The sequence below is a fragment of the Streptomyces sp. ID05-39B genome (genome assembly GCF_033794725.1).
Classification (GTDB): Bacteria; Actinomycetota; Actinomycetes; order Streptomycetales; family Streptomycetaceae; genus Streptomyces; species Streptomyces bobili.
Genome location: NZ_JARGEF010000002.1, coordinates 88,947 through 110,934, shown reverse-complemented (window position 1 = coordinate 110,934; position 21,988 = coordinate 88,947). Strand labels below are relative to the sequence as shown.

Sequence of the window (21,988 nt, the reverse complement as noted above, 5' to 3'; positions counted from 1 at the left end):
TCGGTCCCGCATCCGATTCCCCCCTCGGGCAGCCGGGCAGGCAAGATGGGGGCGTGACCCTCATCGATCAGTTGCCGCCGACCGCAGATCCCGACGCCCTCTACGAAGCTTTCGAGTCCTGGGCCCAGGAGCGCGGTCTCACGCTCTACTCCCACCAGGAGGAGGCGCTGATCGAGGCTGTCTCCGGGGCGAACGTGATCGTGTCGACGCCGACCGGCTCCGGCAAGAGCATGATCGCGGCGGGTGCGCACTTCGCGGCTCTCGCCCGCGACGAGGTCACCTTCTACACCGCTCCGATCAAGGCACTGGTGTCGGAGAAGTTCTTCGAACTGTGCAAGATCTTCGGTACCGAGAACGTCGGGATGCTCACCGGTGACGCGTCCGTCAACTCCGACGCCCCGATCATCTGCTGCACCGCCGAGGTGCTCGCCTCGATCGCGTTGCGCGACGGCAAGCACGCGGATGTCGGCCAGGTCGTCATGGACGAGTTCCACTTCTACGCCGAGGGTGACCGCGGCTGGGCCTGGCAGATCCCCATTCTGGAACTGCCCCAGGCGCAGTTCATCCTCATGTCGGCCACACTCGGTGATGTGTCCTTCTTCGAGAAGGATCTTGCCCGGCGCACCGGTCGGCCCACCTCGGTGGTCCGCTCGGCCACCCGGCCCGTGCCGCTGTCCTACGAGTACCGCTTCACGCCGCTCACCGAGACCCTCACCGAGCTGCTGGAGACCAGGCAGGCTCCCGTCTACATCGTGCACTTCACGCAGGCGCAGGCGGTGGAGCGGGCGCAGGCGCTGATGAGCATCAACATGTGTTCGCGCCAGGAGAAGGAGCGGATCGCCGAACTGATCGGCAACTTCCGTTTCACCACCAAGTTCGGCCAGAACCTCTCGCGTTACGTACGGCACGGCATCGGTGTGCACCACGCCGGCATGCTCCCCAAGTACCGGCGCCTGGTGGAGAAGCTCGCCCAGGCCGGTCTGCTCAAGGTGATCTGCGGGACGGACACCCTGGGTGTCGGCGTCAACGTGCCGATCAGGACCGTGCTGTTCACGGCGCTGACGAAGTACGACGGCACCCGTGTGCGCACGCTGCGAGCCCGTGAGTTCCACCAGATCGCGGGGCGGGCAGGCCGGGCCGGATTCGACACGGCGGGCTTGGTCGTGGCACAGGCGCCCGAGCACGTCGTCGAGAACGAGAAGGCGCTCGCCAAGGCGGGCGACGACCCCAAGAAGCGTCGCAAGGTGGTCCGCAAGAAGGCGCCCGAGGGCTTCGTCGGCTGGACCGAGAACACCTTCGACAAGCTCATCGACTCCGAGCCGGAGCCGCTGATGTCCCGCTTCCGGGTCACGCACACCATGCTGCTGTCCGTGATCGCCCGTCCCGGCAACGCCTTCGAGGCGATGCGGCACCTGCTGGAGGACAACCACGAGCCGCGCAGGCAGCAGTTGCGGCACATCCGGCGCGCGATCGCGATCTACCGTTCGCTGCTGGACGGCGGGATCGTGGAGAAGCTCGACGAGCCGGACGCCACGGGCCGTGTCGTCCGCCTCACGGTGGACCTTCAGCAGGACTTCGCGCTGAACCAGCCGCTTTCCACCTTCGCGCTGGCCGCGTTCGAACTGCTCGACCCGGAGTCGCCGTCGTACGCGCTCGACATGGTCTCCGTCGTGGAGTCCACGCTGGACGACCCCCGGCAGATCCTCGCGGCCCAGCAGAACAAGGCGCGCGGCGAGGCCGTCGCGGTGATGAAGGCGGACGGGGTCGAGTACGAGGAACGCATGGAGCGCCTCCAGGACATCACGTACCCGAAGCCGCTGGAGGAGCTGCTCTTCCACGCGTACGACGTGTACCGCAAGAGTCACCCGTGGGTCGGTGACCATCCGCTGTCGCCGAAGTCGGTGATCCGCGACATGTACGAACGGGCGATGACGTTCACCGAACAGGTCTCGCACTACGAGCTGGCCCGTACCGAGGGCATCGTCCTGCGCTACCTGGCGAGCGCCTACAAGGCCCTCGACCACACGGTCCCGGACGACCTGAAGTCGGAGGACCTCCAGGACCTGATCGAGTGGCTCGGCGAGATGGTGCGCCAGGTCGACTCCAGCCTGCTGGACGAGTGGGAGCAGTTGGCCAACCCGGCGGAGATGACCGCCGAAGAGGCGCAGGAGAAGGCCGACGAGGTCAAGCCCGTCACCGCCAACGCGCGTGCGTTCCGCGTCCTCGTCCGCAACGCGATGTTCCGCCGCGTCGAACTCGCCGCTCTCGATCACGTCGAGGAGCTGGCCGAGCTGGACGGCGAGTCCGGCTGGGACGCGGACGCGTGGGGCGAGGCGATGGACAAGTACTGGGACGAGTACGACGACCTGGGCACGGGCCCGAACGCGCGCGGTCCCAAGCTGCTCGTCATCAAGGAGGAGCCGGAACACGGTCTGTGGCGCGTCCGTCAGATCTTCGACGACCCGAACGACGATCACGACTGGGGCATCAGCGCGGAGGTCGACCTGGCTGCGTCGGACGCCGAGGGTCGCGCCGTGGTCCGGGTCACCGACGTCGGCCAGCTGTGAGCGCCGTAAGAGGCGGACGAGGTACAGGAGAAGCACACACATGACGAATCCGGCCGAGAGGCTCGTCGACCTGCTGGACCTTGAGCAGATCGAGGTCAACATCTTTCGGGGCCGCAGCCCGCAGGAGTCCCTGCAGCGGGTCTTCGGCGGACAGGTGGCCGGCCAGGCGCTGGTGGCGGCCGGCCGGACGACCGAGGGCGACCGGCCCGTGCACTCGCTGCACGCGTACTTCCTGCGGCCGGGCCGCCCCGGCGTGCCGATCGTGTACCAGGTCGAACGGGTGCGGGACGGCAGGTCGTTCACGACCCGTCGGGTCACCGCCGTCCAGCAGGGGCGCACGATCTTCAATCTCACCGCCTCCTTTCACAAGCCTGAGGAAGGTCCTTTCGAGCACCAACTGGCGCCGGCCCGCGAGGTCCCGGACCCGGAGTCCCTGCCGACGGTCACCGAGGAGGTGCGGGCCCATCTGGGCGCGCTGCCCGAAGGGCTGGAGCGGATGGCACGTCGGCAGCCCTTCGACATCCGGTACGCGGACCGGCTGCGCTGGAGCCCTGAGGAGGTCAAGGACGCCGAGCCGCGCAGTGCCGTCTGGATGCGCGCCGTCGGGCCGCTGGGAGACGACCCGCTGGTGCACACGTGCGCGCTGACGTACGCCAGCGACATGACCCTCCTGGACGCGGTCCGTCTCCCGGTCGAGCCCCTGTGGGGGCCGCGGAACTTCGACATGGCGTCCCTGGACCACGCCATGTGGTTCCATCGGCCGTTCCGTGCGGACGAGTGGTTCCTCTACGACCAGGAGTCGCCCATCGCGACCGGTGGCCGCGGTCTCGCCCGCGGCAGGATCTACGACGTCGACGGGCGACTGCTGGTGTCCGTCGTCCAGGAAGGGCTGTTCCGGAAGTTGTAGGGCCTGGGAGTCACGGGCCCGGCGCCTCAGGCGCTTCTGCGGCGCAGCCAGCCCAGGAGTCCCCTCCTGGGCGGCTCGGTGCTCGTGGGCCGCCGGGTACTCGCGGGCCGCTCCGGTTCCACGACCGGCCGGGGCGGGGCCGGCTTCACGGCGGGGCGTGGTGCCGGCTGGTGGACGCGGGCCTCCTCCAGGGCGTGCGTCAGGTCGGAGCGCAGCCAGGCGATCTCGTCGGGGTCGTCCGCCGTCGTGATCCGCTCGGCCAGATGTGCGGCGGGTGAGCCCGGGGCTGCGTGTGCCGGCGGTCCGGGCCGGAAGCGGTTCAGGTGGGAGCGTTCGTAGGGGTCCCTGGCGATCTGGGCGACCTGGACCGGGTCCAGGAGAGCGGCCAGGGCTCCCGCCCGCTGCCAGGGCCCGTCGGCCTGCCGCAGCAGGAATCCCAGGTGGCGCCCGCGCCAGTTCCGGGGCCGCAGGTCCACACCCGCGGCCAGTTGGTCCCGCAGTCCCTCAGGTGTCCGCCCCGTCAGCAGGGTCACATTGTCCTTGTCGGCGGCGAACTGCCGTAGTTCGTCGGCGAGATACAGCCATACGACGGCCCGGTAGCGGTTCAGGTAGAAGCTCACCGGTACCACCAGTCCCAGCTTCGCCAGGCGGGTGAACCGGCTCGGAGGGACCTCAATGACGGCCGCGCCTTCGGTGGTTCCGACGGCATGGACGCTCTTCGTCAGGGTGTCGGGAAAGCCTGGCGCCGCACGCAGGCGTTCGATCTCGGTACGGGCCACCCGTCGTCCTCCGCCCCCCTCGTCGGGTACGGTCCTGATCCGTCCGAGGTTCACGGCGAGGTCGAACTGGCAGCGCTTGAGGCCCAGTTCCCGTGCGGCGCGGCTGTAGGCGCAGGACTGGGCATGCGGTGGTGCGACGGTGTTGCGTGACATGGCAGGTCTCCCCCGTGGAGTGCTGTGCCCCCGGCGATGTTCGCGGTGGCCTCGGGAAAAACGGTAGCCCGATTCGCGAATCTCGTGTTGAGCCTGTGGATAACTCCACGGGAGAGAACGAACTCGCAGGTCAGAGATCTGTGAACTGGTCGCCCTCGGGTCGGCGGGCGTCCACGGTGAGGTGCTCTCCGACGCGATTGACGAGCAGGGCCATCTCGTAGGCGATCTGTCCCATGTCGGCCTCGGCCGCGCTGAGCACGCAGAGACAGCTGCCGGTGCCGGCCGCGGTGACGAACAGCAGCGCCTCGTCGAACTCGACCATCGTCTGGCGCACCTGGCCTGCGCCGAAGTGGCGGCCTGATCCCTTGGCCAGGCTGTGCAGTCCGGACGAGACGGCCGCGAGGTGCTCGGCGTCCTCCCGGCGTAATCCCGTGCTGGCGCCCGCCACCAGCCCGTCGTTGGACAGGACCAGCGCGTGGTGCACCTGTTCGACGCGCTCGGTCAGGTCGTCCAGCAGCCACCCCAGGCTCTGTTTCTGTGCCATGATCCGTCTCCCCGTGACGTTTTTCCCCGTTTGGCGGCCCCGCCTGGCCGACGGGTCCGTCCGCAAGCCTTCCCCACGGCCGGCCGCCGGGCAAGGAGGATGGGGGCATGGCACAGAAGATGACCGACGAGGAATGGCGGGCGTTCGTCTCGCAGGGCACCCGCACGGGAAAACTGTCGACGGTGCGAGCTGACGGAAGTCCGCATGTGGCACCCATCTGGTTCCTGCTCGACGGGGACGACGTGGTGTTCAACACGGGTAAGGAGACGGTGAAGGGGCGCAACCTGGTGCGGGACGGCCGGGTCGCCCTGTGTGTGGACGACGACCGGCCGCCCTTCGACTTCGTGGTGCTCCAGGGGCGCGCCCGGATCTCCGAGGATCTCGGCGAGATGCAGCTCTGGGCGACTCGGATCGCGGCGCGGTACATGGGCGAGGAGCGCTCCGCGGCGTTCGGCGCCCGCAACGCCGTACCGGGTGAGTTGCTGGTCCGCGTCGGGATCGAGAAGGTTCTGGCGCAGAGGGCCGTGGCGGACTGAGGAAGAGGGCGGCGTCCCTCAGCCCACCGAGTCGAGCAGCCGGGCGGTGTGCATCCGCCCGGCGTACTCGACGAGCCTGATCAGCACCTCCTTGCCCGAGTCGCGGTTGCGAGCGTCGCACAGGACGACGGGCGTTCCCTTGTCCAGATCCAGGGCGCGCAGTACCTCCGGGGCGCCGTAGGAGCGAGCGCCGGTGAAGCAGTTGACGGCCACCACGAAGGGGATGTGGCGGTGCTCGAAGTAGTCGACCGCGGGGAAGCAGTCCTCAAGCCGCCGGGTGTCGGCGAGCACCACGGCGCCCAGCGCTCCCTGTGACAGTTCGTCCCACAGGAACCAGAAGCGGTCCTGGCCCGGCGTGCCGAAAAGGTAGAGGGAGAGGCCGGAGCGGATGGTGATCCGGCCGAAGTCCATGGCGACGGTCGTCGTCACCTTCTGGTCGACGCCGTCGGTGTCGTCGACCAACTGACCCACCTCGCTGAGGAGTTCCTCCGTGCGCAGCGGTTTGATCTCGCTGACCGCTCCCACAAGGGTGGTCTTGCCCACGCCGAACCCGCCGGCGACCAGTATCTTCAACGCCAGCGGGGTGTTGTCGCCACCCGCGGTGTCGGAGTGCTCGGAGACCATGGATCACTTCTCTCGGGAGTGCCGGCAACGGTCGACATCGGTACGGGGTTGGGGCGCTGCGGCGGGTCCGCCGTGCGCGGCTTCGGCGTGGGGGTGCGAAGGCAGCATCATGACAAGGCGGGCCGGTTTCCGGTGGGTTCGACCGCTGTCTGCCCGATGTGACCGCCTCGGATCGGTTCGCTGTCCGAAGACGTGCGCGATTCGTTCCGGAGCGGGTCCGTACGCTTGCGGGTCGGTCCGTACGTCCATCTACAGCGCCCTCAGTCCCTCGATGACCTCGCGCAGGATCCGCTCGTCGGGCAGTTGTGCGGGCGGGACCGGACGGCTGACGGTGACGCAGCCGAGTTCCAGCAGATCACCGAGGAGCACGCGGATCACGCCCACCGGCAGGTCCGAGCCCGCCGCGAGCTCCGCGACGGACTGGGTCTCCGTGCGGCACAGGTCGACGAGGGTGCGGTGTTCCGGCCCGAGTCCCATGCCGTCGGCATCGGGCGCGGCGGGGTCCAGGGTGACCAGGGCGATCAGGTCGAAGCGCACCCCGGTGGGTCCGGGCTTCGTGCGTCCGCCGGTCATGGCGTAGGGGCGGACCAGGGGCCCGGCCTCGTTGTCGTACCACTGGCTGCCCTGTTCGTGTGGGGCGCCGGTCGTCATGTTCTCGTTCATCTGCGCGGGTCACCTCTCGCCTCATCCGGCGGTGGGCGGTCGCGCGGAGACGCGCGGTGGCGTGTAGAGGTGCTCTCCGACCCTCTTGACCAGCCGCGCCATCTCGTAGCCCACCAGGCCGATGTCGGCGGTCACGGCGGTGAGGACGGCGAGGCAGGAGCCGTCGCCGGCGGCGGCGACGAAGAGGAAGCCGTCGTCCATCTCCACCATGGTCTGGCGTACGCCGCCGGCCCCGAAGTGCCGTCCGGCACCCTTGGCGAGGCTGTGGAAGCCGGAGGCGACAGCGGCGAGGTGTTCGGCGTCCTCACGGCTGAGCCCGGTGGACGCGCCGACGGCAAGGCCGTCGTTGGACAGCACCACGGCGTGCCGTACCTCGCTCACGCGCATCACCAAGTCGTCCAGCAGCCAGTCGAGTTCGCCGGACCGCTGGGCCGACCTCATACTCGGGTCCTGGATCATGCGGGGTCTCCTTCACTGCTGTGACGGCCCGGTGCGGCACCGCGGCCGGGTTGCCTGCCGCCGCCTCGCGTCCAGCCGTCGCGGTAGGCGGCCATGCGGTCCCGTACGAGTTCGGGCGTGTGCCGGTCGTCGTTTCGTGGGCCTGGGGTCCGGGCCGGTTCCTCGGTGGCCGACCGGCGCAGCTGGGGGGCGAGGCTGGCCTGGCGGACCCGGCGCGGAAGGTCGTCCGATCCGTCCGCGGCATCCGGCCCGTCCGGTGCGTGGGGCCCGCCCGGCCTGCCGGGCCGATCCGGTCCGGGGGAGTCGTCCGGTGTGCGGTGCAGGCGCAAGGCGGTGACTCCGGGGGGAGGCGGGTCGGCGGCCGTCGGTTCCGCGTCGGCTCGGAGGGGGGAGACCAGCGCCGGCCGCCGGGCGGTCGTGGGGACGGCCTCCTGCGGGCGGTCGGCGGCGGACACGCGCGCGTACTCGCGTTCCAGAGGCTGCTCCTGCGACCGCGCCACCTGGTGTGCGGAACGCTCCGGCGTGCCGTTGTGCAGCAGGGCCGTGGGCAGCAGGACGACCGCGGTGGTGCCGCCGTAGGGCGAGGTGCGCAGGTGCACCTTGACGTCATGGCGCGCCGCGAGCCTGCTGACGACGAACAGGCCGAGCCGGTCGCTGTCGAAGAGGTCGAGTGCCTCGGACTGCTCGATGCGCCGGTTGGCCTCGGCCAGGGTCTCCTTGCCCATGCCCAGGCCGCGGTCCTCGACCTCGACGGCGTAGCCGTTGCCGACGGGTTCGCCAGTGACGCGCACGCGCGTGTGCGGCGGCGAGAACTGTGCGGCGTTCTCGACGAGTTCGGCCAGCAGATGGGTGAGGTCGGCGACAGCGGTGCCCTTGACGGCGGTCTCCGGGAGCTGTCGTACCTCCACACGCGCGTAGTCCTCGACCTCGGAGACGGCGGCGCGCACCACGTTGGTCAGCGAGACCGGTATGCGCCAGGCCCGCCCGGGAGCGGCACCGGAGAGGATGATCAGGCTCTCGGCGTGGCGCCGCATGCGGGTGGTGAGGTGGTCGAGCCGGAAGAGGTCGCTCAGCTCGTTCGGGTCGTCGGAGCGGCGCTCCATGCTGTCGAGGAGGCTGAGCTGGCGGTGCACGAGGACCTGGCTGCGGCGGGCGAGATTGACGAAGATCCCGGAGATGCCGCTGGCGAGTTCGGCGCGTTCCACCGCGGCCCGCAGCGCGGCGCGGTGGACGGTGCCCAGTGCCTCGGCCACCTGACCGGTCTCGTCCTCGGCTCGCGGTCCGGACGGGGCCTCGGCCCGGACGTCGATCTCCTCCCCCGCCCGCAGTCTCCGCATGGCCTCGGGGAGTTTGCGCCGGGCGATCTCCAGCGCGACGTTGCGCAGGCTGACGAGTTCGACGACGAGGCCGCGGCCGATGCGCACGGAGATGACGAGCGAGGCGGCGACGGCGGCGAGCCCGAACAGGACCGCTGCGCCGGCCGGGGTGAGCAGGCCGCGGGTGAACGGGTCGGCGCGCTCGGCGACATCGCGCGCGGCGTCCGCCTCGATGGTCCGCATCCCGTCCCGCACGCGCGCGTGGGCTTTGCCCCACGTCGCCTCCGGTGCGGCGGCGACTGCCTTGGTGCCGGACCCGCCGTCGAGCACCTTGTCCTCGATGGAGTCCACGACGGCGTAGGCGCTGCCCGCGGCCAGGCTCTGCCAGGCGGTGCGTTCGGCGCCGCGGAGGTCCGTCGCGGCCGTCTCTGTGAGGGAGCGGCGCGTTCCGACGGCGCCGGCGAACAGCCGCATGCGTTCATCGTCGAGGCGGCCCGCCAGACGGGCACTGCCGAGTACGGCATCCTCCTGGGCCAAGGCCTCACCCGCGCGGGAGAACTCGACCAGCACGCGCGCGTCGGAGCCGAGTTCGGCGTCCTGGATGCCGGAGAGGGCCCCACCGACGGAGAAGGCGGCCGCGATGGTGCGGGTGTACCGGCCGTACGTCTGCTCCCAGCCCGCGCTGCCGTCGAGCACCGCGGTCCGCAGCGGGCGCAGTTGCTCGGCTCCGTCGACGAAGGCCTCGATCCGCTGGGCGACTCCCGCGGGCAGGTCCTGGCCGTCGGCCACGGTGCCCTCGTCGCCGAGCCGGAGGTCGGCCACCGCGCGGTCGGTCGCTTCGCCGAGCTTCCTGAGGTCACCGCTCTGCCCGGCGGCGGGGTCGGTGGCGTGGCGGACGGCGGCCGCCCGTTCGGTCTGCAACGCGGCCACGGCCGCGGCGACGGGCGTGCGCACCTGGGCGTCCACCCGCTGCAACTGGCGCAGCCGGGAGATGTCCTGGGCCGTGGTGACCGTGGCGTAGGCCCACAGCGCCAGCAGGGAGACGACCGGCACCATCAGCAGACAGACGATCTTGGCGCGGACGGTTCGCGGACGGATCCGCCAGTGACCCGCGCGCGAGGGTGTCGCGTCCGTCGGTGTGGCCATCTGTTCGTCCGGCCCCTCGTCCGCGGGTGGTCCGGCGTGGGCGCGACGCCCACGCGCGGGGGTCGGCGTCGTGCCGCCGTCCTTGGGGGTCCTACGGGGTTTACGCATGGCCTCCTCGCTCGTCAGTGGTTCACAGGACGTCTCTCCGGTCCCGTCATGCGGTCCGGGCCTGCTGCCGGCCGGCGGCGCTGTCCGCCTGCTGGGCGGAGGCGGACGCCTCGCGTTCCCCCGTGGTGGGCGACAGCGCGACGAAGGCCGAGGTCAGGAAGAGGTAGGACCCGAGGCCGACGGCGAGGGGGAAGATGAACTGCATCGCCGTGGCCCCGGGCAGGGTCTCGCCCGACGGCGTGACCTCGACATGGACCGCGAACATTCCGGTGTAGTGCATGCTGCTCACCGCCGCGCCCATCACGAGCGAGGCAAGGGTGACCGCGACCGGCGACCTGATGTTGAGCGCCGCCCAGAGCGCCGCGGTCGCCGCGACGACGGCGATGGCGACGGAGAGCCCGACGCGCATCGGATCGTAGGTGACGTCACCGTGCAGTCGCACCGCGGCCATGCCGAGGTAGTGCATGCTCGCCACACCGAGTCCGGTGGTGAGCCCGCCGATGAGCAACGCGCGCGTGCGGTCCCGGCCATAGCCGACGGCAAACACGCCGGCGCAGACGACGACCATGGCGACCAGAAGGCTGAGGACGGTCAGCGGAACGTCGTAACGGATGTCCGTCCCGCTGACGCCGAAGCCGAGCATGGCCACGAAGTGCATGGTCCAGATGCCGGTGCCGATCGCCGAAGCCGCCGTGACGAGCCAGTTGCGGCGCGAGCGGCCGGTCGCGCCCAGCGCGCGAACGGTGCAGCGCAGCCCGAGAGCGGCGCCGATGCAGGCCATCGCGTACGACAGCACGGGTGTCAGCCAGCCGAAGGTGGCGTGGTCCAGGTGTCCCATGGGTTCGGGACGCTAGCCGGGGCACGGGAGCACAAAGGGGGCGCATTTCGAAAGCTGCCGCAATGTGACCCAGTTATGCACCGGAGCGATCGCCTCACGCTCGAACATGTGCGCCGGGGCGTCCTCCGTGTCGGTGAGGGATCATGCGGAACATGAGCGACGACCACACACACGTCCAGGAGTTCTTCACCCCGCGCGCGGCGCACTGGGACAGCAGATTCCCCGACGACGCTCCCGCCTATGCGGCGGCGGTCGCCGCACTCCGCCTGCGCGAGGGCGACCGGGTGCTCGACGCGGGCTGCGGCACCGGCCGGGCCCTGAAACCTCTGCGCGACGCCGTGGGAGCCTCCGGAGTGGTGCTCGGGGCCGATCTGACCCCGGCGATGCTGGAGGCCGCCGTACGGGCCGCACGCGACCGTGACGGGCGGATGCTCCTCGCCGACGTCGCCGCGCTTCCCCTGCGCTCCGGATCGCTCGACGCCGTGTTCGCCGCCGGGCTCGTCGCCCATCTGCCCGACCCCGCGCGGAACCTGCGGGAACTCGCGCGCGTGGTACGCCCCGGCGGCGTGCTGGCGCTGTTCCATCCGATCGGCAGGGCGGCCCTCGCGGCGCGCCAGGGCCGGACCGTCACCCCCGGCGACCTGCGCGCCGAACCGAACCTGCGACCGCTACTGGCGGGTTCGGGGTGGCGCATGACGTCGTACGTCGACGAGGACGCCCGGTTCCTCGCACTGGCCGTGCGCGAGAGCTGAGGTTCACACGTCTGCGGCGACAGCCCGCGCGAAGGCGGCGGGGTTGTCGAACATGACGTTGTGACCGGCGGCCGGCACCGTCAGGATCCGCACGCCCGCCGCTTCGAGGGCTTCGGCTCCGTCGAGCGGGCCGCTCGACTCGCCCTGCAGGTAGACGCGCTCGATCGTGTCGAGCCCGGTGAGGATCTCGCGCATGACAGGTTCGGATCCGCGGCGCAGTCCGACGGCGCTGCGATGCAGGCCGCGAGGGTCGGCCAGCCGCATGGTCGCCGCCCACACGGGTCCGACCTTCTCCAGCACGCGCGCGTGGCCGCCGTCGACGAACTCCTCCTCCGTCCAGGAGGCGATGCCGCTGCTGCCGGCCGTCGAGGGCGGGAAGGCGTCGAGGTTGGCCTCCGTGACGACCAGCCGTGCGACCAGGTCTGGCCGACGATGGGCCAGGACGATGGCCACGGAACCGCCCATGCTGTGAGCGACCAGCTCCGCGCCGGTGACACCCGCCGCGTCGAGCGCCGCGGCGACCGCGTCGGCGTGCTCCTCGAGTGTGTAACCGAAGTCCCGTGGGCGGTCACTGATGCCGTGTCCCGGGAGGTCCACGAACAGGCTGCGCCGGCCGGCGAGTTCGGGACGCGCCGCCACATGCGCGTGATAGACGGCCGAAGCGGCTCCCAGCCCGTGCACGTACACGCGCGCGGGCTCCTCCCCCGGCGCCTCCGTCCAGCGGATCCTGCTCCCGCCCTGACCGAACTCGGCCTGCTGCATCGCCGCCTCCTGGGGGCACCACGGTCTGCTCGAACGCGTCACACGATACATCGGTACCGATGTATCGTGTGAGCGGGGTACAGCGGGAGTCGTGTACTACCTCTCGGATGTACCCCGTCGATACGGCAGAATGCGGGCATGCTGGAGCTCGCCATCCTCGGTTTCCTGTACGACACCCCGCTGCACGGCTACGAGCTGCGCAAGCGCATCTCGGCGCTCACCGGTCATGTGCGGCCCGTGGCCGAGAGCACCCTGTATCCGGCGATCAAGCGCCTGGAGAAAGCGGAACTCCTGGTGCGGGCCACCGAGCCGGGTGCCGTGGCCGCCCCGCGGCACGTCCTGAGACTCACCGACGAGGGACGGATCGAGCTGCGCCGCCGGCTCACCGAGCCCGACGAGCGGGACATCACCGACGAGAACCGCTGGTTCACGGTCCTCGCCTTCCTACGGCACCTCGACGACGCCCCCGCCCAGGCAGCCGTACTGCGACGCCGTACGGCCTTTCTGGAGGAGCCCGCGAGCTTCTTCTACGACGGTGACCGGGCGCTGCGCGCCGAGGAGCTGGACGACCCGTTCCGGCGCGGCGTGCTGACCATCGCGCGGGCGACGTCGAAGGCCGAACTCACGTGGCTGCGCGACACGCTGGAGTCACTGGACGGCTGATCCGTCGCCCCGCCGTACGGGGCAGCCTCGCAGCCCGGGCACCGGCCGGGTGCCCAACTGGTCGAGGCGGTAGCCCTCCGGGTAGCTCTTGATCTCCCAGTTCTGGCGCGCGTAGTGCGGTGCGCGGCGCGGCGGGAGCAGCCGGACCGCCCGCCCACGCGCGCGTACCGCCCGGCGGACCAGCGCGCGCGTGGCGGGTGCCGGCGGGGTGTACCGGAAGGCCCGCAGAAGGGGTTCGTCGAGCAGGGCGAGGGTGGCCGTGCGCAACACGGGGGCCAGCGGCCTCGGGTACCAAGAGGCCATGAGGTCGAGCGTGGCGTCCGAGACCGCCCGCGCTCCCTCGTCCCAGCCGAAGTGGGCCGCTTCGTAGGCGTCGAGGCAGGCCTCGAACTCCTCGTACGACGAGGGGATGTCCTTGATCCCCATGCGGTGGCCGAGGGTGCGGTAGTGGACGGTGGAGGCGACGATCTCGTGGCGTGACAGCCTGCGCCATCCATAGGCGTCGATCCAGCGTTTGGGCATCACGACGAACGTACAGAGCACGTAGCGCATGTCGTCGTCGCTGATGTCGTAGCTGCCGTGCATGCGATTGATGCGGCGGACGGCCGTTCGGCCTTCTTCGCTGTCGAATCCGTGCTCGACGACGGCGTCGAGGAGCAGCGAGGTGTCGTCGTAGCGCTTCTGGGTGCGATCGGTGAGTTCAGCCGTACGGGCGAGCAGCGCGCCGATGCCGGGAACCGCGTAGGTGCGATAGAGGGCGAGTTCGAGGGCTCGTGTGAAGTCCCACGGGAACTCGTAGGCGACGGTCAGCCGGTAGATCTCGGAGGCCTGCGCCACGGGATCCATGCGCCGGATCCGTCCGAGCCGCTCAAAGCGCTTCACCGCGCTGTCCCCCTTCTGCTGCCGGAGCTCCAACTCTACGTTGAGCTACAGAAGATGAACGCTCGGTCGGCATGACACTCGGTCGGTTCGTCCACGCAGAGGGAAGGCGGTCGGCGATGTTCGACTCCGTCCGCGGGATCTGGGGGACGCTTTCTGGACGCCGCGCGTGGAGGGCGTCGTGCGGGCGGGGAGGAGAGGAGCGGTCCGCGGGTGCTCCGCGGAACTCCGGTGGGAAGCGTGCGCACAACCTGTTCGAGGCGGCCGCCGCATAGGTCTCGGCGTGCGCGGAGGACGACCTGGACGGGAGCGAGGAGGCGGTGGGCTGGGTGTCCCCAGAGGCACTGTCGTTCGGGGTCGACGAACTGGCCTGCCGGGCGGTGATCGCTCTCGCGCGCGAGCGCGACGAGTCGCCGCGGACCGTGGCGCGTGCTCTGTTGGGGCTGCCATCGGCGTGACACTGTCGGCGGCCAGGGGGTGATTCGCCCCCGTCCGGTGGGAAAATTGCAGCTCCGGGCGTGTCGGGGAGTCGTGACAAGCGGCTTCTCGCCGCACTAGGGTGCGCGCCGATGGACGAACCGATGGGGAGGCTGGGATGGCCGGGACGGAAGAGGACGCCGTCGCCGCCGCGGACGATGCGCTCTATGTGCTCACGGCGGTGTTGCTGACGCCGGCGAAGTTCCCGAGTGTGCTGGGCGACGACTACCCGGAGGCCTGTGGCGCGCTGGGCCTCGCGCCGCTCGCCGACGGCTACGGCCTGGTGCTGGGCCAGGACGGCGAGGGCGCCCGGTGGACGGTGGCCATCGACGACGTGTCGCTGGTGGCCGTCGCCATCGCGTCATGGGACTGCGGCATGGAGTACGACCTGTCGCCCGACGAGCGGACGGTGGTCGCCGCTCTGCCCGGCTGGCCGCTGGCCGTCGCCGTCGCGGCGCCCGGCGTACCGGCGCCGCACGATCCCGACCCGGAGGCGGCGGGCGGCCCTGCCCTGCGCCCGCCGGACACCACCACCTGGGGCCCCGCCCAGCGCCGGCTGGGAGCCGACGAGATCGCGCTCCAGTGGGCCCTGTGGCGTGAGCAGATCGACGACGCCGAGTTCGCACCCGCAGGCACTGAGTCGGAGGCGGCCGGGACGACCGAGGTGGCCGAGAGCGCGGAGGAAGGCGAGAAGGACGGCTCCCCGGCTGGGCGCGGCGGCGTCCGGCGTGTTCTGGCGGAGGTCCGTGCCTATGTGGAGACGCCGCCTCCGCTGGGGCGGGTGCGCTCGTCGTTCGCGCCAGGTGACGCGCGCACCTTGCGAGCGGACGGCCCGGGCTGGTCGCTGGTGGCCCGGACCGACGACATCGCCTTCGTCCTGCTCGACGACGAACCCGGCGAGGTCCTGCCGGTCGGCCGGGGACCCGAGCTGCCCGGCCTGCTCGAGGCGCTCGACAAGATGGCCGTACGGCCGAGCTGAGCCGGACGGAAGCACGCTCGACGGCGGGGGGCCGCGGCGCGGCCCCCCGCGCCTCAGCGACCGAGCTCCTTGCGTGTCACACGGCGCAGCCTGCGCCGCTGCGACGGATCCAGCATGAGGTACGCCGCCGCCGGAACTCCCACCATGATCAGCAGGGCCGCCCACCAGGGCAGCCAGATCAGCAGCAGGAGCCCTACGGCCACTCCTCCTGCCGCGATCTTCGCGTTCTTGGACATGTGCGTCGCCTCCTCCGCGGCCACTGCCGCTCTCTGGTCTGAAAACGGCTCTGCGCGGCGCGCGGTTCCAGCATCACCCCTGAGACGTCCCTGATGTACACCCCTGACGTGCCCCCGAGAGGGGTTCAACCGCGCATTTCCCGGATCACTTCCGGGAAGGGTGCGCGTTCAGTGGAAATGTGTTGTACCCTCGGCGGCCGACCCTTGGTAGTCAAACTTGAGGAGTAAGCATCTCCGTGCAGTGGGTTTCCGCGGAAACACCGTCCGAGATCGTGGAACTGGCTCGTTGCCCTGCCGTGTTCGTGCCCGGCGTCCCCGCGCGCACAGGCCGCGTCGCCTTCTGGCGTCCCGACGGTGCCACAGCACCCGTGCCGGCGTCGGGGTCCGGCTCGGTGGAGGACCTGTCCGTCGTCCGGCCCACCAGCGCGGGCGTGGAACTCGTCCGCGTGTCCGCCGTACTCCTGCCCGTGCACGAGGCCCTGCACGTCCTCACGCGCGCGCGTGCCGTCCCCGATGCACACCGGGCGGCCGCGTTCTGGGGTGCGGCAACGCTGGCCGCCCTGGAGTTCACCGCGCGTGGACTGCTGCTGCCGGGCCTCTCGGACGATCATGACGCCTGGCGCGCGGGCCCGTTGGGGCCCGACGACGTCGAGGGGATCCGCAGGCTGGCCGCCGCAATGCCTCCCGAGGCGCACGCCGTGCCACTCACCGGCACCCCGCCCCTGCGACTTCCCGATCAGGAGCGCCTGCTGCGAGCCTTCCTGGACGCGGTCGCCGACACCCTCCCCCGCTCCCCCGCCGCCCCGCTGCTGACGGGCGGTGCGGCCTACGCGGCATCACAACCGCTGCACGTGCCGCAACTGCGGTCCTGGGCCGCCGATGTCGCGGCAGGACACGACGCGGGGGTGCGGGTCTCACTGCGGATCGAGGTCTCGGGTCTCTCCCCCGCGGCCCCCGAGGCGGTGGCGGCCTTCCGCGCCGTGCCCCAGGTGCACAGCGTGAGTGATCCCTCGCTCGTCGCGGACGCCGCCGAGATCTGGCAGGACACCGGCGCGGGCCACCAGGCCTTCGGCCCACGCGCGCGAATGGACGCCCTTCTCGCCCTGCGCCGTGCCGCCCGCGCGTGGCCGGCCCTCACGCCCCTGCTGTCGGCGGCCGTCCCGGACGCCGTCGATCTGCTCGACGAGGAAGTCACCGAACTCCTGGGCGAGGGATCGCGGGCGCTCGCCGGGGCGGGAGTGGAGGTGCACTGGCCCCGGGAGCTGGCCCGCACGCTCACCGCCCGCGCGGTGGTGGGCCCTCCGGACGAGGTTCCCGTACCGGACAGGTCAGGCTCGGACGCGCCGTCGTTGCTGTCCGCGGATGCGCTGCTCAGTTTCAGTTGGTCGTTCGCGCTCGGCGACCGGCGCCTCACGCACGAGGAACTGGACCGCCTCGCGGAGGCGAACCGGCCGCTCGTCCGGCTGCGCGACCAGTGGGTGCTGATCGACCCCCGGGAACTGCGTCGCGCGCGGGACCGGCAGGACCGCAAGGTGTCACCGATCGATGCGCTGGGTGCGGCCCTGACGGGCTCCACGGAGGTCGACGGCCGTCGGGTCGAGGTCCAGCCCACCGGATGGCTGGCGGGCCTGCGGGAGCGGCTGACGCGCCCGGACGACCAGGAGCCGGTGGAGCAGCCTGCCGGGCTCGATGCGACGCTGCGCGACTACCAGCGACGCGGCCTCGGCTGGCTGGCCAGGAACACGTCCCTCGGGCTCGGCTGCTGCCTGGCCGACGACATGGGTCTGGGCAAGACCATCACCCTGATCGCCCTCCATCTGCACCGCCGGACGGACCCTTCGGCCGCCGGGCCGACCCTGGTGGTGTGCCCGACCTCCCTGATGGGCAACTGGCAACGGGAGATCGAGAGGTTCGCCCCCGGCACACCGGTACGCCGCTTCCACGGGCCGCGGCGCGATCTGGCGGACCTGGCCGACGGGGAGTTCATCCTCACCACGTACGGAACGCTGCGCCTGGACGCCGGCCGGCTCGGCGAGGTGGCGTGGGGTCTGGTGGTCGCGGACGAGGCGCAGCATGTGAAGAACCCTTACTCGGAGACCGCGCGGGCGCTGCGCAGCATCGGGGCACGCGCGCGCGTGGCGCTCACGGGCACGCCGGTCGAGAACAACCTGTCGGAACTGTGGGCCATCCTGGACTGGACGACACCCGGGCTGCTGGGCCGGCTCGGCACGTTCCGCACGCGCTACGCCCGAGCCGTCGAGGCGGGCGGGGACCCGACCGCGGCGGAGCGGCTCACCCGGCTCGTCAGCCCGTTCCTGCTGCGCCGCCGCAAGTCGGACCCGGGCATCGCGCCCGAGCTGCCGCCCAAGACCGAGACCGATCGCCCGGTGTTCCTCACCAAGGAGCAGACGGGCCTGTACGAGGCCGTGGTGCGCGAGACGCTCGCGGCGATCGCCGAGGCCGACGACATGGCACGGCGTGGGCTGGTCGTGAAGCTCCTGACCGGCCTCAAACAGATCTGCAACCACCCGGCGCAATACCTCAAGGAGGACCGGCCGAGGACCGCCGGACGCTCGGGAAAGCTGGAACTGCTGGACGAACTGCTCGACACGATCCTCGTCGAGGGGGCCGGCGTCCTGGTGTTCACGCAGTACGTCGGCATGGCGCGGGTCCTCGAACGGCATCTGGCCGCGCGGGGCGTACCGACCCAGTTCCTGCACGGCGGCACGCCCGTCGCCGCGCGCGAGGCGATGGTGGCGCGCTTCCAGGCCGGCGAGGTCCCCGTGTTCCTGCTGTCGCTCAAGGCGGCCGGTACCGGACTCAACCTCACGCGCGCGGAGCACGTGGTGCACTACGACCGCTGGTGGAACCCGGCCGTCGAGGCGCAGGCCACCGACCGCGCCTACCGCATCGGGCAGACCCGGCCGGTGCAGGTGCACCGGCTGATCGCGGAGGGCACGATCGAGGACCGCATCGCCGACATGCTGCGGCGCAAACAGCGTCTCGCCGACGCGGTGCTCGGCTCCGGCGAGGCGGGGTTCACGGCGCTGTCGGACGCCGAACTGGCCGAGCTGGTGGAACTGCGAGGGGGCACACGATGAACGCGTACGACAACGAACGGGAACGTACTTTCGAGGCACTGCCCCCCGCGCACGGCAGGGGGTTCGCCCAGTCCTGGTGGGGTCGGGCGTGGCTGGCGGCCCTGGAGGGCGGAGCGCTGGACGGAGAGCAGGTGCGGACGGGCCGCAGGCTCGCGCGCGCGGGAGCGGTGGGCGCGGTGTCGGTGCGGCCCGGACGGATCACGGCTGTCGTCCGGGACCGTGACGGCACGGGGTACAGGGCCGACGTGCTGCTCGACGTCCTGACGGACGCCCAGTGGGACCGGTTCCTGGACCTGACCGTGGAACGGGCCGGACATGTCGCCGCGTTGCTCGACCGTGAGATGCCGCCGCATCTGGTCGAGGACGCGGAGACCGCGGGCATCGAGCTGCTGCCGGGGCTGGGCGACCTGGAGGCGGAGTGCGGCTGCGACGCCTGGGACCACTGTGGCCATACGGCGGCCCTGTGCTATCAGGTGGCGCGGCTGCTCGATCAGGACCCGTTCGTCCTGCTGCTCCTTCGCGGACGTGCCGAACAGGCTCTCCTCGCCGATCTCCAGGCCCGCAGCACCGCGGTGCCGACGGAGCCCGAACCCTCGCCGCAGCAGGGCGTCGATGCGGTGGAGGCGTATCTCGCGGGGCATGTCCTTCCTCCGCTGCCCGCCGTGCCGGAGCTGCCCGAACAGCCCGGTGTGCCGCCCAGGTTGGACACCGAGGCTCCACCTCCCGGCGAAGTCGAACCAGCGGCCCTGGAGGCACTGGCCGCCCGTACGGCAGCGCAGGCCCACGTCCTGCTCGCGGAGGCGGTGCGCGGCGGGGCGAAACGGGCGGCTCCGGCGAGGGCTCTGACGGTCGGTGAGGACGCGGTGCGGCTGGCCGCGGGACTCCCCGGAGACCGGGGTACCAACTCGACGCGGTCCGTGCTGGACCGGCTGGCCACCGGCACGGGACGCAGCCGGGAGCAACTGGCGCTGGCCGTGCGGGCCTGGCGCACCGGGGGCGTGGCCGCCCTGGCGGTGCTCGAGGAGGAGTGGGCCGTCGAGGGCGAGGCACTCGCACGCGCGCGTGCCGCCCTGAACACGGCCTGGGAGGAGGACGAGCGGCCGGTGCTGCGGGTGCGGGGCAACCGCTGGACCGTGGCCGGGCCGGCCGGGCCGGCCGGCCAGCTGCGCCTCGGGCGGGACGGCCGCTGGTGGCCGTACCGCAAGGAGCGCGGGCGCTGGGTGCCGGCCGGGGACGCGGCCCAGGATCCGGCGACCGCCCTGGCCGCCGTGGGGTCCGAGGGGACGGGACAGGCGGAGTAATCGGAGGAAGCTGAGGAAGCGCTTTCCCGAGGTGGGGCGTCGCGCTCGTGAACCGCGACACCAGCGGCATCGAGACGAAGGTGACGTACGTCCGCCTTCCGAAGGGCCTCTGACACCCGGCCGGTGAGCCGTGCCGTGCGGGACGCGTGTGTGCGTGCCGCACGGCACACCTGTGTGTCGCACACGGCATCACGCGCGTGCGGCACACGGCATCACGCGCGTGTGCCGCACGGCGGCGCGGTCACGGCAGCAGTTCCTCCAGGGACGGCAGGAGCGACTCGAGATCGCTCGGCAGCGCGGTCGGCAGGTCGCTCGGCAGGTCGCTGGGGAGCTGGGACGGCAGTTCGCTGGGCAACTGGGTGGGCAGCTCGGTCGGGAATCCGCTGGGAAGCTCGCTCGGGACACTGAGCGAGGGGGCGGGTGAGGATCCCTTCCCCGGCGGTGGGTCGCCGTCCGGAGAATCGTCGTTCCCGGAAGCCACCAGCACGACGGCGAGCACGACCGCGGCGGCGGCCAGCAGCGCAAGCACGGCGAAGAGGGGACTCCTGCGCCTCCTGGGGCCGTCGGGAGGTCCGGGCGGCCCAGGAGGCGGCCCGGACGGGGGCCGGTCACCGCCTCCGGGGCCGAAGTCCGGCGCGGGCGGTCCGAAACCGCCCGGAGGCGGCGTGTCACCCGGCGGGCCGGGCGGCTTGGGCGGTACGGGCGGCATGGCCATGGCGTCCAGCCTCGCGCCGGAGCGGCCGAAGCGCGAGCCTCGCACGGAAGTTGATACGCGCGCATGCCATGGACGGCATGATTCCGACGTACTCCGCACGGAGGCCGCCGGGCAGCCGCGGGTGTGCTCGTCACGCACACGCGAGTGCAGGCCGAAGCCGCAGGGGTCGGGGGCGGACATCGGCGTCCGCCGCACACACGCGTGTGCGCGACGGACGGCGCGCGCGAGCGCCCTGGGGCACCCACGCGCGCGTGCCGTCAGCCGCGGGCGCCGAGCAGGTGGTCCATGGCCAGCTGGTCGAGGCGCTCGAAGGCCATCCCACGCGCGGCGGCCGCCTCGGTGTCGAAGTCCTCGAACGCACCACGGTCGGCGAGCAGGCCCTGAAGGCCGTCTGCGGCGGTCGGCTGGGCCAGCTCGTCCAGGCGCGAGTCGCGCAGGGCCTGCTGGACCTCGGGATCGTTGCGGAAGGCCGCCGCACGCTCCTTGAGGATCAGGTAGTTGCGCATGCAGCCGGCGGCGGAGGCCCACACGCCGTCCAGGTCCTCGGTGCGCGGCGGCTTGAAGTCGAAGTGGAGCGGGCCGCTGTAGCCGGCGGTCTCCAGCAGGTCGACCAGCCAGAACGCCGAGCGCAGGTCGCCGGCGCCGAAGCGGAGGTCCTGGTCGTACTTGATGCCGGACTGACCGTTGAGGTCGATGTGGAAGAGCTTGCCCGCCCACAGGGCCTGGGCGATCCCGTGCGGGAAGTTCAGGCCCGCCATCTGCTCGTGGCCGACCTCGGGGTTGACGCCGTACATCTCCGGGCGCTCCAGGCGCTCGATGAACGCCAGGGCGTGGCCGACGGTGGGCAGCAGGATGTCGCCGCGCGGCTCGTTGGGCTTGGGCTCGATGGCGAAGCGCAGGTCATAGCCCTGATCCACGACGTACTCGCCGAGGAGGTCGAAGGCCTCCTTCATGCGGTCGAGGGCCACGCGCACGTCCTTGGCCGCGCCGGACTCCGCGCCCTCACGTCCGCCCCAGGCGACGTAGGTCTTCGCACCCAGCTCGGCGGCCAGGTCGATGTTGCGGATCGTCTTGCGCAGGGCGTATCGGCGCACGTCGCGGTCGTTCGCGGTGAACGCGCCGTCCTTGAAGACGGGGTGCGTGAAGAGGTTGGTGGTGGCCATCGGCACCTTCATGCCGGTGGCGTCCAGCGCCTGGCGGAAGCGCTTGATGTGCGCCTCGCGCTCGCTGTCGGAGGACCCGAAGGGGATCAGGTCGTCGTCATGGAAGGTCACACCGTGCGCGCCCAGCTCGGCCAGGCGCTGCACCGTCTCGACCGGGTCCAGGGCGCCGCGCGTGGCGTCACCGAACGGGTCGCGTCCCTGCCAGCCGACGGTCCACAGACCGAAGGTGAACCTGTCGTCGGGGGTGGGCTGGTAGCTCATTGCCGCGGCTCCTTGCTTGCAGACTATTTCGTCATGGCCGTTTACAAATTAGTATGCGG

20 protein-coding genes and 1 pseudogene are annotated in these 21,988 nt (G+C 71.4%); 9 read left to right on the top strand and 12 right to left on the bottom strand.

What is annotated here, in order from left to right; genetic code table 11:
- Window positions 1-53 precede the first annotated feature (53 nt).
- On the top strand, window positions 54-2,567 hold the full coding sequence (locus P1P75_RS01445; RefSeq protein ID WP_319251111.1) for a DUF3516 domain-containing protein: 2,514 nt from the start codon (window positions 54-56) through the stop codon (window positions 2,565-2,567).
- A 40-nt stretch (window positions 2,568-2,607) separates the two neighbouring features.
- A complete protein-coding gene (locus P1P75_RS01440) occupies window positions 2,608-3,474 on the top strand; it encodes an acyl-CoA thioesterase II (RefSeq protein WP_319251109.1) in 867 nt (288 codons plus the stop codon).
- Between the two features lie 26 nt (window positions 3,475-3,500).
- Here P1P75_RS01440 and P1P75_RS01435 read toward each other — a convergent pair whose 3' ends face one another.
- Window positions 3,501-4,406 (bottom strand): DUF6397 family protein, encoded by a 906-nt coding sequence (locus P1P75_RS01435; protein ID WP_319251107.1) that lies wholly within the window; start codon window positions 4,404-4,406, stop codon window positions 3,501-3,503.
- Window positions 4,407-4,536: 130 nt separating this feature from the next.
- Entirely contained in the window at window positions 4,537-4,950 is a 414-nt protein-coding gene (locus tag P1P75_RS01430; RefSeq protein ID WP_319251105.1) for a roadblock/LC7 domain-containing protein, read from the bottom strand.
- 107 nt (window positions 4,951-5,057) lie between these two features.
- On the opposite strand from P1P75_RS01430, the gene P1P75_RS01425 reads away from it, so the two are divergent.
- Window positions 5,058-5,486, top strand: coding sequence for a PPOX class F420-dependent oxidoreductase (locus tag P1P75_RS01425; protein ID WP_319251103.1), 429 nt, complete (start codon window positions 5,058-5,060; stop codon window positions 5,484-5,486).
- A gap of 18 nt (window positions 5,487-5,504) precedes the next feature.
- On the opposite strand, the gene P1P75_RS01420 is transcribed toward P1P75_RS01425, so the two are convergent.
- The 5 genes from P1P75_RS01420 to P1P75_RS01400 form a co-directional block, all read right to left on the bottom strand.
- Window positions 5,505-6,110, bottom strand: a complete 606-nt coding sequence (locus tag P1P75_RS01420; RefSeq protein ID WP_319251101.1) for an ATP/GTP-binding protein — start codon at window positions 6,108-6,110, stop codon at window positions 5,505-5,507.
- A gap of 249 nt (window positions 6,111-6,359) precedes the next feature.
- Complete coding sequence (locus tag P1P75_RS01415) at window positions 6,360-6,773, bottom strand: DUF742 domain-containing protein (RefSeq protein ID WP_319251099.1); 414 nt, start codon at window positions 6,771-6,773, stop codon at window positions 6,360-6,362.
- A gap of 21 nt (window positions 6,774-6,794) precedes the next feature.
- Window positions 6,795-7,232 carry a roadblock/LC7 domain-containing protein gene (locus P1P75_RS01410; RefSeq protein WP_086764408.1) on the bottom strand — a complete coding sequence of 146 codons (438 nt, stop codon included), beginning with the start codon at window positions 7,230-7,232 and terminating at the stop codon, window positions 6,795-6,797.
- Window positions 7,229-9,802 (bottom strand): nitrate- and nitrite sensing domain-containing protein, encoded by a 2,574-nt coding sequence (locus tag P1P75_RS01405; protein WP_319251097.1) that lies wholly within the window; start codon window positions 9,800-9,802, stop codon window positions 7,229-7,231. The genes P1P75_RS01410 and P1P75_RS01405 overlap by 4 nt, the downstream gene beginning before the upstream one ends.
- Window positions 9,803-9,848: 46 nt before the next feature.
- Window positions 9,849-10,640 carry an MHYT domain-containing protein gene (locus P1P75_RS01400; protein WP_319251095.1) on the bottom strand — a complete coding sequence of 264 codons (792 nt, stop codon included), beginning with the start codon at window positions 10,638-10,640 and terminating at the stop codon, window positions 9,849-9,851.
- 152 nt (window positions 10,641-10,792) lie between these two features.
- On the opposite strand from P1P75_RS01400, the gene P1P75_RS01395 reads away from it, so the two are divergent.
- Window positions 10,793-11,392, top strand: coding sequence for a class I SAM-dependent methyltransferase (locus tag P1P75_RS01395; RefSeq protein WP_319251093.1), 600 nt, complete (start codon window positions 10,793-10,795; stop codon window positions 11,390-11,392).
- A 3-nt stretch (window positions 11,393-11,395) separates the two neighbouring features.
- Here P1P75_RS01395 and P1P75_RS01390 read toward each other — a convergent pair whose 3' ends face one another.
- A complete protein-coding gene (locus P1P75_RS01390) occupies window positions 11,396-12,154 on the bottom strand; it encodes an alpha/beta hydrolase (protein ID WP_319251091.1) in 759 nt (252 codons plus the stop codon).
- 138 nt (window positions 12,155-12,292) lie between these two features.
- On the opposite strand from P1P75_RS01390, the gene P1P75_RS01385 reads away from it, so the two are divergent.
- Window positions 12,293-12,817 (top strand): PadR family transcriptional regulator, encoded by a 525-nt coding sequence (locus tag P1P75_RS01385; RefSeq protein WP_319251089.1) that lies wholly within the window; start codon window positions 12,293-12,295, stop codon window positions 12,815-12,817.
- On the opposite strand, the gene P1P75_RS01380 is transcribed toward P1P75_RS01385, so the two are convergent.
- Complete coding sequence (locus tag P1P75_RS01380; RefSeq protein WP_319251087.1) at window positions 12,803-13,699, bottom strand: oxygenase MpaB family protein; 897 nt, start codon at window positions 13,697-13,699, stop codon at window positions 12,803-12,805. The two genes, P1P75_RS01385 and P1P75_RS01380, sit on opposite strands and share 15 nt — an antisense overlap.
- Window positions 13,700-13,815: 116 nt before the next feature.
- Between P1P75_RS01380 and P1P75_RS01375 the strand changes: the two are divergent.
- A pseudogene (locus tag P1P75_RS01375) lies at window positions 13,816-14,154 on the top strand (hypothetical protein).
- Between the two features lie 137 nt (window positions 14,155-14,291).
- On the top strand, window positions 14,292-15,152 hold the full coding sequence (locus tag P1P75_RS01370) for a hypothetical protein (protein WP_319251085.1): 861 nt from the start codon (window positions 14,292-14,294) through the stop codon (window positions 15,150-15,152).
- 53 nt (window positions 15,153-15,205) lie between these two features.
- Here the strand turns inward: P1P75_RS01370 and P1P75_RS01365 are convergent, their stop codons facing one another.
- Entirely contained in the window at window positions 15,206-15,388 is a 183-nt protein-coding gene (locus P1P75_RS01365; protein WP_150469752.1) for a hypothetical protein, read from the bottom strand.
- Window positions 15,389-15,624: 236 nt separating this feature from the next.
- Between P1P75_RS01365 and P1P75_RS01360 the strand changes: the two genes are divergently transcribed.
- A complete protein-coding gene (locus P1P75_RS01360; RefSeq protein WP_319251082.1) occupies window positions 15,625-18,489 on the top strand; it encodes a DEAD/DEAH box helicase in 2,865 nt (954 codons plus the stop codon).
- The gene (locus P1P75_RS01355) at window positions 18,486-19,790 is read left to right on the top strand and encodes an SWF or SNF family helicase (protein ID WP_319251080.1); all 1,305 of its coding nucleotides are present in this window, start codon (window positions 18,486-18,488) and stop codon (window positions 19,788-19,790) included. The genes P1P75_RS01360 and P1P75_RS01355 overlap by 4 nt, the downstream gene beginning before the upstream one ends.
- 241 nt (window positions 19,791-20,031) lie before the next feature.
- On the opposite strand, the gene P1P75_RS01350 is transcribed toward P1P75_RS01355, so the two are convergent.
- Window positions 20,032-20,319, bottom strand: coding sequence for a hypothetical protein (locus P1P75_RS01350; RefSeq protein WP_319251078.1), 288 nt, complete (start codon window positions 20,317-20,319; stop codon window positions 20,032-20,034).
- Between the two features lie 443 nt (window positions 20,320-20,762).
- Entirely contained in the window at window positions 20,763-21,929 is a 1,167-nt protein-coding gene (xylA, locus tag P1P75_RS01345) for a xylose isomerase (RefSeq protein WP_319251076.1), read from the bottom strand.
- Window positions 21,930-21,988: the final 59 nt, after the last annotated feature.